At 65.3% G+C, this 6,222-nt stretch carries 5 protein-coding genes and 1 pseudogene; all 6 read right to left on the bottom strand.

Annotation, left to right across the window (positions count from 1 at the left end; translation table 11 throughout):
- A partial coding sequence (locus tag A5736_RS01255; RefSeq protein ID WP_139333054.1) for an MCE family protein occupies positions 1-521 on the bottom strand: 521 nt, incomplete at its 3' end.
- A complete protein-coding gene (locus A5736_RS01250) occupies positions 515-1,666 on the bottom strand; it encodes a virulence factor Mce family protein (protein ID WP_076123852.1) in 1,152 nt (383 codons plus the stop codon). The genes A5736_RS01255 and A5736_RS01250, both read right to left, overlap by 7 nt.
- Positions 1,667-1,731: 65 nt before the next feature.
- Positions 1,732-3,348 (bottom strand): virulence factor Mce family protein, encoded by a 1,617-nt coding sequence (locus A5736_RS01245; RefSeq protein ID WP_076123854.1) that lies wholly within the window; start codon positions 3,346-3,348, stop codon positions 1,732-1,734.
- On the bottom strand, positions 3,345-4,934 hold the full coding sequence (locus A5736_RS01240) for a virulence factor Mce family protein (protein WP_076123856.1): 1,590 nt from the start codon (positions 4,932-4,934) through the stop codon (positions 3,345-3,347). The genes A5736_RS01245 and A5736_RS01240 overlap by 4 nt, the downstream gene beginning before the upstream one ends.
- Positions 4,931-5,971 (bottom strand): virulence factor Mce family protein, encoded by a 1,041-nt coding sequence (locus A5736_RS01235; RefSeq protein ID WP_076123858.1) that lies wholly within the window; start codon positions 5,969-5,971, stop codon positions 4,931-4,933. The genes A5736_RS01240 and A5736_RS01235 overlap by 4 nt, the downstream gene beginning before the upstream one ends.
- Positions 5,968-6,222: pseudogene (locus tag A5736_RS01230) on the bottom strand (MCE family protein); the annotation flags it as partial. The pseudogene A5736_RS01230 and the gene A5736_RS01235, both read right to left, overlap by 4 nt.

Here is a 6,222-nt window from a genome sequence, read left to right as displayed (position 1 = left end):
TGCAGGGCGGGCCCCAGCCCGCCGACCGATTCCGCGGTCTCGTCCAGCAGCTGGCCGATCTTGTCCTTGGGCAACACCGCAAGGCCCCGGTTGGCGGTGTCCAGCGCCGGCCCGATCTCGGAGGGCACCGTGCCCTTGGAGATGGTCTGGCCGTCCGAAAGGAACTTGCCGGGGTTTCCCGGCGACACCAGGTCCAGATACTGCTCACCGACCGCCGACACCGAGTGCACGTTGGCGATCGCGTCGATCGGGACCTTGTAGCGGCTGTCGATACTCAGCGTCGCTTCGGCGCCGTGTTCGGTGGGCTCGACGTCGGTGACCTTGCCGATGGTGATGCCGCGATAGGTCACGTTTCCCGTTGGATACAGCCCGCCCGAAGCCGGCAGCTCGGCCTTGAGCGTGTACCGACCGACACCCATCAGGCTGGGGATCTGCAAGTAGTAGATGCCCAGCACACCCAGCGAGATCACCGTCAGGATCCCAAACAGAATGAGCTGGCGTCGAACGAAGGGGGTCAGCATTGTCCTCGCTCCGCCCTTTCCACCAGCGGTCCGCCGGGCGCGTCATTCGGGTTCGGCGTGTAGCGGACGTCGGGGATCATCGTCTCGGGGTCGCGCCCGAACGACTGCTCGAGTGCGCGCAGTGCTCCCGACAACCCGGTACCGGTGAGGAACGCGTTGTCGATGGCGCTGTAGGTCAAGTCGAGGGTCAGCGACACGTTCATGTAGTCACCGCGGACCACCTTCGGCACGCTGTCGATGTCGAACGGCTGCGTGAGGATCAGCTTCAGCGCGCCGATCAGCATCGGTGACGCACGGCCGAGTTCCCGCAACGGGCATTGCAGCGATTGCAAATCCTGATGCAGGGGTCCGCGCGCCTCGGACAGGTACTGGTCCGCTGCCTGGCTGAGGCGTCCCACCGAGTCGACGGCGTTGATCAGCAGCTGCTTGGTGTCGGCGAAATGCTTGATCAGCGGCGGGATGTCGGTCAGCACGCGATCCAGGACATCCGCACGGGCACCCACGTAGACCAACAGCCGGTTGGTGGAATCGATCGCGTGGGTGATGTCGTCGCGCTGCTGATTGAGCTGGTTGGTGAAGGTATCCAGCTTGCCGAGGAAGGCCCGGATCTGCTCCCCGCGCCCATTGAAGATGTTGAAGACCTCGTTCTGCAGCACCTCGAGGTTCGGAATGCCGCCACCGCGCAGGATCAACGACAGGCTGGCCAACGTCTCCTCGGTGGTGGGAAACGCGGACGAATTCTTCAGCGGAATCGTGTCGCCGGGTTTCAGCTGCTGCGGCGACGGGTTCGGCGGTGCGGCCAGCTCCACGTGCTGAGAACCGAGCAACGAAGTCTGGCCGATCTTGGCGGTGGCGTTCTTCGGCAGCTTGACGCTCTTGTCCAGACCCAGCGTCAGGGTGGCCACCCAGTTCTTCAACTTGATTTCTTTGATCGAGCCCACCAGGACGTCGGCCACCATGACCTTGCTGTTGTTGTTGATGGCCAGCGTGTCCGGCATCTGCACATAGATCGTGTAAGAACCCGACCCGCTACCGGGACCGCCCGGAATCGCCACATTGGAGATGCCACGCCAGCCGCACGAGCTCAGCACCAGCGCGGCCACCAGCAGCACCAGCCCCTGCCAGGACCGGTGGCGGATCAGCATCGTTGCGCGCCTCGGTGTCCAACGGTTCGGCTTTCCGTTCGCGCGAATCGCGCTCACGTCGCGCCTCACTGGCCACCTCCCGTGTTAGCAGGCACCGGCGGCCCGCCGGCGTTGGGCGCGGGCGCGGCCACTGGCGCCGGGGTGGGGGCTACGGGACCCGGGGCCACATCAGCTCCCGGCGGCGGCGGTGGAATCGGCACCTGCGGCGGGTTCTGGCCGATGACCGGCAATATCGGGTTCTCGTCGTAGGAGTTCGGCGGTCCGGGCGGCGTCTGCAGGGTCGACTGGACGGGCTCGATGTTCGGCCCACCCATGAGCTCGGCCAACGATTCCGGCGTCATCAGGTCCGCGGTGATCGGCCCCACCTGCTGCCCCTGCATGCCCGGGGCGACAATCCAGCCGTGCTGCGTGTTGCGGTGCGAGGTCGGGGTGTCCGGCGACCAGATCCCGGGGACGGTGGTGTCCTTGTATCCCGGCGGCGGCTGCAGCCGCGGCTCGGAGTAGGCGATCTCCTTGGGCAGCGTCTCGGCGGTGCTGAACAGATTCAAACCGAACGGCGGGTAGTTGAACTTGATCGCGTCGAGGATCGGCGCCAGGTACTGCGCACACAGCTCGGCGGACTCTTGATAACCGAGCCGGCTGCCGGCCTGAATGGAGCTGCAGATGAACTGCATCGGGTTGGCGAAGTTGGTGATGGCGGGAATCGCGACAACCGCGCCGTGTGACGGGTGGTAGATCTGGTTGATGTTCGCCGCGGCCGTCGGAGTGACGTGCAGCGCTGTCTCCAGCCCGTTCAGCGAATCCGGTTGCAGGATTGTGCTCGTCGCGGTGGCCAGGTTGTTGATGTCGGTGGTCAACACCTCGCGGTTCTTGTCGAGGAATGGCCGCACGGTGGAGAGCAGGCCGTCGAACTGCTGCAGCGCGTTGGACAGGTCGGTGTCGTTTTGCGCGAGCCGGCCGGTGACATCCGCCAGGTTCTGGTTCAGCGCGACGAACTGCTGATCGTCTTGGTGCAGAGCGTTGACGAATAGCGCAAGGCTGCGCACCACCGCAAAGAAGTCGCCCCGACCCTCATTGAGGGCGGTCAACGCCCGCGACAGGTTGTTCAGCGTCGTGTTGATCTGCTTGCTCTTGCCGGCCAGCCCGTTGGCGAAGGACGTGATGACCTCGCCGAACGGCCCCGTCGGCTGCTCTTTGGTCGGGCCTAGCTTGGAGATGATGTTGGTGATGCTGTTGCGCAACTGGTCCCACTCCACCGGGACCTGGGTGCGCTCCTCCGGGATCACCGCGTTGTCGCCAAGCACCGGGCCGCCCTTGTAGACCGGCTCCAGCTGGATGGCCCGCGAGGCCACCAGGGTGGGGTTGAGGATCACCGCGGACGCGTTGGCGGGAACCTTGTACTTGTTCTGGTAATGGAAGGTCACCTTCATCTTGTCGCCGGTCGGCTCGATCTTGTCGATCGAGCCCACCGCCAGACCCATGATCTGGACCTTGTCGCCCGGGTACAGCGCGTTCGCCGCCGGGAAATAGGCGACCACGGTGTTGTTGGTCAGCTTGTCGTAAAGCCGCCAGCCGACGTACCCGACGACGAGCGCCAGCACCACCACCAGCGACCCGACAATCAGCGTCGTGCGCGACATCTTGGGTAGCCGCAGGTTGCGGATGTCAAAGACGGTGCTCAATTCTGGGTACCTCCCGTGACCCCGCTACCTCCGGCTCCGCCCGGATTGATGAACGGCGCCGGCAATTGGTTGCCCGGCCCGGGCGGTGCCGGCGGACCCGGCGGCAGGGCCGGCGCGAAGGTCGACGGCGGCGGCGTCGGCCCGGCCGGTGCCAGGTTCTCGGTGCGCGCACCCGGCGGTGCCTGCTGCGGCAGCGGCACCGGGGTTCCCGGAACGTTCGGCGGCGGGTCGCCCGGTCGCCCGGCGATCGGCATGCCCGGTGTGGGTGGCAGACCGTCGGGGTTAGGCGGCGACGTCTCGACGTCGACCGGCGCGGGGAAACCGACTCCACCGAACGGTCCGATGGCCGCACCCGCGCAGGGCAGCGGATTCCACGGCCGCGGCAGACCCTCGTCCCCGACGGTGATGTTGCCGCCCGGATTCGCCGGACTGTACGAACACGGTGACCCGGGTCCGACGGCCGGTCCCGGATGATCCGGGGTGCCCTCCAGCACCGGCGGCGCGGGCGGCGGCGCACCGTTGGGGAACCGGGTGCCGTTGGGGTCCGGCCAACGGAACGACGGCAACGCGGCGCCGCGCCAGAAGTTCTCCGGGTCGATCCCGCGCTTCTTGAAAGCGGCGTCGACCCACGGCTGAACGATCTGGTACAGGGCCAGGTTGTGCAGGACCACCTTGAAGAATGGTCCCGACGCAATGGCCTCGTTCAGCGACGGCAGGAACATGCCCACCTCGGTGAGCCCGGCAGCCAAATCGTCCTTGCGCTGCACCAGGATGTCGCTGAGCGTACGCAACTGTTCGAGCACGTGGTTCAGGTTCGGGTTGTCGTTGATGAAGCCCTTGACCTGCTCCGAGAATGCGGCGACGTTCGCCAACAACGCGTTGATGGCCTGGCCGCGTTCGTTGAATGCGGCCAGCAGCGTCTTGGCGTTGACCAGCAGTCGGTCGACCTGCTCGCTGCGGTCACCGAGGACGCTGGCCACCTGATTGGCCTGGGCCAGAAGATGTTTGACCTCTTCGTCGCGTTTGCCGATCGTGTCGGAGAATTTGGCCACGCCCTCCAGCGCTGGGCTCAGGTGCGGGTAGGTCTGATCAATGGTCTGCGACAGCACGTGCAGTGACTCTTTGACGGTGTCGATGTTCCAGCCCTGGGCAGCCTTGGTGACGTCGAAGAACGCGTCGTAGATCTGATACGGGGTGGTGCTTTGCCCCAGCGGCAGTGTGGCGCCGGGCCGCAATTGCTGGTTGCCGCGCGGCTCGATCTCCATCACCTTCCTACCCAGGATGGTGTCGGTGCGGATCGCCAGCCGGCTCTCGCTGCCAATTGTGTTGGTGCCGATCGAGAACTTCATCACGACGTGGTCACCGTCGATCCGCAGGCCCTCGACCTTGCCGACGTCCATGCCGGCGATGCGCACCTTGTCGCCGACGGTGATTTGACCGGAGTCGGTGAACTGCCCGTAGTAGGCCGGCCTGGCCATCAGCATCGGGACATTCGTGAAGCTTTGACCCACGCCGATCGCGAGCACCGTCACCACGATGCCCATGAGCCCGATGCGTAACCGATTCGGAGGTTCCAGCGATCTCATTGCGGCGTGCACCTACCTGTCGGCTGCTGGAAAAGCCGGACCGTGCGGATGGGCCCCCCGGCCTGTAGGCCGTTGATCTTCATCGTGATATCGCAGGCATAGAAGTTCACGAAGTCGCCGTAGGACCCGATGGCGCGCCCGATCATGTTCAACCCGGGCGGCACCTTCTTGAGGTAGTCCTGCAGTTGGTCCTGCTGGTCGATGAGCGGCTGCTGGACGGCGTCCAGGTAGTTGAGCGTCTTATGCAGCAAACCGCGGTCCTCGGCCAGCAGATCGGCCACCGTGCCGGCGGCATTACTGATGTGCGCGGTCCCGCCCGCCAACTGGTCACCGTGGTTCTTCAGCCCGGTGATCAACACCTCGAGGTTGTTGATGGTCTGGTCGAACTGCTGCCGGTGCCGAACCGTGGTGTCCAGCACGATGTTCAAGTTCTTGATCACCTCGCCGATCGCCTGATCGCGCTCCCCGAGCTGATTGGTCAGTTGCGCGGTGTTGTCCAGGATGTCGTTGATGGTGCCGCCCTGACCCTGGAACACGGTGATCAGCGCCGACGCGATCGTGTTGACCTTCTCCGGGTCCAGCGCCCGGAACAGCGGCTTGAAACCACCGATCAGGGCGTCCAGATCCAGCGCCGGCGACGTGCGCGACACCGGAATGAAGCCACCCGGCGGCAGGATCCGGTCGGAGCCCTCGCCCTCGCCGCGTTTGAGCTCCAAATAGCGGTCACCGATCAGGTTGAGGTAGCGGATTTGCGCGGTCGACGACTGATACAACGGGACCGAGCGGTCGACGTTGAATTTCACCCGCACCCGCTTACCACCGTCGACCAGCTCGACCGAGTCGACCTTGCCGATCTCCACGCCGGAGGCGCGCACGAATTGGCCCTGCCGCAGCCCGCTGATGTTGATGAACTCCGCCGAGTACGCGTTGGTGCGGTCGAACCTCATCTGGCCGAACACCACGACGATCATCACAGTGAACAGCAGCAGCACCAACGAGAAGATGCTGAGTCGGACGATGGTACCGGTGATTTTCATGGGTTGATCGTGTTATCCCCTACCTGACGGCCCCACACGTACTCCATCGCATAGGGCGAACCGGTCTCGATGTGGTTGTACGGCGCGATGCTGTTGCCGGTGTCCATCACCAATTCGGGTGCGGGCCACAGATCGTGGGTGATGTGCTGCCAGCAGCCCGGCGCACCCCCCGGCCCACCGCGGGCGTTCACCCGCGGCAGGTTTTCCGGCCAGGTGTAGGGGTTCGGCGCCCCGCCGACCAGCCCGGCCAG

It is taken from the genome of Mycobacterium sp. SP-6446, assembly GCF_001954045.1.
In the GTDB taxonomy this organism is placed as follows: Bacteria; Actinomycetota; Actinomycetes; order Mycobacteriales; family Mycobacteriaceae; genus Mycobacterium.
This window is presented reverse-complemented; position numbering and strand designations above follow the sequence as displayed.

Coding starts and splice junctions, on each gene's coding strand:
- A5736_RS01235 (WP_076123858.1), bottom strand. CDS start 5,971: ATGAAAATCACCGGTACCATCGTCCGACTCAGCATCTTCTCGTTGGTG.
- A5736_RS01250 (WP_076123852.1), bottom strand. CDS start 1,666: ATGCTGATCCGCCACCGGTCCTGGCAGGGGCTGGTGCTGCTGGTGGCC.
- A5736_RS01240 (WP_076123856.1), bottom strand. CDS start 4,934: ATGAGATCGCTGGAACCTCCGAATCGGTTACGCATCGGGCTCATGGGC.